The sequence below is a fragment of the uncultured Campylobacter sp. genome (assembly GCF_938018145.1).
In the GTDB taxonomy this organism is placed as follows: Bacteria; Campylobacterota; Campylobacteria; order Campylobacterales; family Campylobacteraceae; genus Campylobacter_A.
In genome coordinates this window covers 1-3,546 of sequence record NZ_CALIII010000400.1, presented here as the reverse complement: position 1 = coordinate 3,546, position 3,546 = coordinate 1, and the positions used below count along the sequence as shown (strand labels likewise).

Annotated in this window: 3 protein-coding genes; 2 read left to right on the top strand and 1 reads right to left on the bottom strand. The window is 48.1% G+C overall.

The features are described 5' to 3' along the window. Window positions 1-17: 17 nt before the first annotated feature. Window positions 18-1,409: a sodium:proton antiporter NhaD gene (nhaD, locus tag Q0338_RS09240; RefSeq protein ID WP_298086499.1), complete on the bottom strand. Its 1,392-nt coding sequence runs from the start codon at window positions 1,407-1,409 to the stop codon at window positions 18-20. Between the two features lie 137 nt (window positions 1,410-1,546). Here nhaD and Q0338_RS09235 point away from each other — a divergent pair, with 137 nt between their 5' ends. Together Q0338_RS09235 and uvrC are read left to right on the top strand one after the other, a co-directional pair. Then, entirely contained in the window at window positions 1,547-2,029 is a 483-nt protein-coding gene (locus Q0338_RS09235) for a hypothetical protein (RefSeq protein ID WP_298086498.1), read from the top strand. A gap of 64 nt (window positions 2,030-2,093) precedes the next feature. After that, window positions 2,094-3,546: excinuclease ABC subunit UvrC (gene uvrC / locus Q0338_RS09230; RefSeq protein ID WP_298086497.1), on the top strand; the 1,453-nt coding region annotated here is incomplete at its 3' end.

The window sequence follows — 3,546 nt, the reverse complement described above, 5'->3', positions numbered from 1 at the left end:
TTATTCATGAGCGTCCTTTAAAAATATAAATGAAAAATTTCAAACTGTATGTACCAGATCACGACCGATACGATATAGCCGGCAACCACGGTCCAAGCGTATTTCATATGCGCGCCGAAGGTATAGATGCCTTTTAGTTTACCCATGACGCCAACGCCTGCTGCAGAACCGAAGCTAATCATCGAGCCGCCGATACCGGCAGTCAAGGTAACTAGCAGCCACTGGCTTAAATTTTCGCCCGCATCAGCACCCATCATAGGATTTGCTTTTAGCACGGCAGACATAACAGGAACGTTATCCACGATAGCAGATAGGAAGCCGACGCCGATATTTACAGCAGTGGCGCCGAATTTATCATAAAGCGAAACGGCGTAGTTTAAAAATCCGACGAAGTGCAGCGCACCGACGGCAGCAAGGATACCGAAGAAAAAGAAAAGCGTGTTGTTTTCGATCTTTGACATATAGTGAAAGACGTGCATAGGCTCTTCGTTTTTATTAGTTTTTTTGTAGATGTAGGTGTAGATGCTAAGAAGCGAGAAGCCAAACATCATGCCCCACATCGCAGGCAAGTGGAAAAGCTGGTGCATCATAACGGCCGAAAATATCGTAAATGCGCCAAGACCGATAACGACTTTACCGCCTTTTTTGATGCTTACTTTCGGCTCTGTCGCAGGGTCAAAATGCGGACTGCCCGCAGGTACGATGCGCGCTAGCAAGAAAGCTGTAACTAGCCAGCCGATAAATGAAGCCGGGAAAAGCGCGAAAAAGTCGATAAATGGCGCTTTACCCGCAGCCCACGCCATCAGAGTCGTGATATCGCCGAACGGACTCCATGCGCCGCCTGCGTTTGCGGCTACGACGATGTTTATCGCGCCTGCGACTAGGAAATTCGTATTATTTCTATCTATCGTTAAAAGCACAGTGGAGAGGATGAGAGCGGTGGTTAGGTTATCGGCAACGGGGCTAATGAAAAACGCCAAAACGCCCGTTAGCCAAAAGAGTCTTTTATACGTGTAGCCTTTTGAGACGAGGTTGTATTTTAGCGCGTTAAACACGTCACGCTCGATGAGCGCCTCGATATATGTCATCGCGACCATGAGGAAAAATACGATCTGCGAAATCTCTAAAATCAGGTGATTTACCTCATTTTGCAGCGAATGCACGTCTAGGCCGTTTGCCAGCATATAAAAGCCGATGAGCAAGAACATAAAAGTGCCGATAAATATGGCCGGCTTAGCCTTATCGATGTGAAAATTTTCCTCCGTAGCGATGAAAAAATATCCCACGACGAAAATGATGAGGCTCGCGATACCGACCCACGTAGTCGTTAAATTTAAAGCCTCGCCCGCAGCGTCGCCGCTACCGAAGGCCAAAGCGAAAAACAGACTCAAAAGTCCGACGATCTTCATTTGTTCTCCTTGATTTATAGTTTATTTATCTTTTCGGTTTTGCTGTTTGAGGGCTCAGACGGCACTTCGTAGAACGGATCGCCCTTGTGACCGCAACCTGCTATAAAAATTAACAAAAAAAATGCTAAAATCGCCTTATGAAAGACGCTAAGACTATTATTCGACATATTGTTGATAATCCTTTTTATAAAGAGTTAAAAAACCGTAGCGAATGCGGGGAATTTTTACAGCTTTTAAGCCTAAATCATCGCAGGCTCATCGCCTTTTGCTACGAGAAAAACGGCATTTTGTTTTTCGCCCTGTTTCATCCGCTAGGACTTCAGGAATTAAAAAGCGATAGTAGTATAAAAATGTTAAAAGGCTTATTAAAAATCTATTCTAGCGTAAATTTTGACGGCAGGCTCGCTCGCGTGACGGACGTTAAATTTTTTGTGACAAAGCATTTAAAATTTAAAAAAGCGACTGACCCATACGAAAAAAAGCGAATTTTTACCTACGCCGAGCCTGCTAAAGGCGAGTTTATAAATTTAGCCAAAAGCGAGCGGATTTTTGAGGGATTTGAAAAAATCCGCCTTGCCATAAAGCAAAATTTAGCCAAAGAATCAAGCGGGGCGCGATGAATCAAATTTGGTCAAATTTAACCCCAAACGGCAAAAGCTCAAATTTACCGACGGGAGCTAAATTTTGCTAATCGACGAGATCCGCTCGCTGCCAGCCCAGCCCGGCGTTTATCAGTATTTCGACAAGGCCGGCAAGCTTCTTTACGTCGGCAAGGCTAAAATTTTAAAAAACCGCGTCAAAAGCTACTTTTCATTTACGCCCGCGCTCGCCCCCTCGCCCAAGGTCAGCCCGCGCATCCACAAGATGATCAGCGAGGCCGTGCACCTCGAGTATATCGTCACTCCCAGCGAAGCCGACGCGCTGATACTGGAAAACTCCTTCATCAAGCAGCTAAGGCCCAAATACAACATCTTGCTGCGCGACGACAAGACCTATCCATACATCTACGTAAATTTGGACGAGGATTTCCCGCGCTTTGAGATCACGCGCAAGATCGTCCGAGGCAAAAACGTCAAGTATTTTGGCCCGTATTTTCGCGGCGCGCGCGAGCTTTTGGATGCGCTAAGGCTGAGCTTTAAACTCGTGCAAAGCAAAAGCGCGCTCAAAGCCACGGGCGCATATCTGCCCTATCAGATCGGCTACTCGGAGGCCCCTCTCATCAGCAAAATTTCGCCCGCAGACTACGCCAAGGTCGTAGAGGGCGCGATCGCGGCGCTAAATAATCCTCTTTCTATGCTGCCAAAGCTCGTAAATTTGATGAACAAATACGCCCAAAACGAAAACTACGAGCAAGCCGCCCTCGTGCGCGATAAGATCAACGCTATCAAGGATCTAGACGTCAAAATCGAGGTCGATCTAGCTAAGCTCGAGGACTTTGAGGTTTTTGCCGTGGGCGCGGAGCAAAATTTGCTTTGCGCGGTGCGTTTTAGCGTGCACGGCGGCAAAATCAGCGGCGTGTATCAAAATATCACGAACGCCAAAATGAGCTCGCAAGGCGATCTAAACGACGCGTACAAGCAAATCGTTTTAGAGAGCTTTCCGGCTGGCGCGCCCGTCGTGAGCGCGAAAATTTACACGCTAGAAGCCTTTGAGGACGCAAGTCTAGTAGAAGAGATCTTGAGCGCTCGCCACGGCCGTAAATTTAGCATCTCCGTGCCTAAAATCGGCGAGAAAAAACGCATCTGCGAGATGGCGCTAACAAACGCGCAGGTCTTTATCCAAAAATACCTAAAAACCCACGACGACGCGTTTTTGGACGAGCTAAAAGAGTATTTCGGCCTAGCCTGCGCGCCGTATGCCATCGAGATCTTTGACAACTCGCACATGTTCGGTGCGGCCGCGGTCGGCGCGATGGTGCGCTTTGAGCACGGAAACTTCTCCAAAGAGCACTACCGCCACATGCACCTCTCTCACGCAAACGACTACGATCAGATGCGCCAGATGCTAACAGAGCGCGCTTTGCGGTTTGACAAGCTTAGCCCGCCCGATCTGTGGCTCATCGACGGCGGTCAGGCGCTACTAGACCTCGCCTCGGACATCATCGCTAGCAGCGGCGCAAACGTCGATATACTCGCCA

Bases quoted from the DNA above. Each gene is read 5' to 3' on its own strand.
- nhaD (WP_298086499.1), bottom strand. From the start codon at position 1,409: ATGAAGATCGTCGGACTTTTGAGTCTGTTTTTCGCTTTGGCCTTCGGT.
- Q0338_RS09235 (WP_298086498.1), top strand. From the start codon at position 1,547: ATGAAAGACGCTAAGACTATTATTCGACATATTGTTGATAATCCTTTT.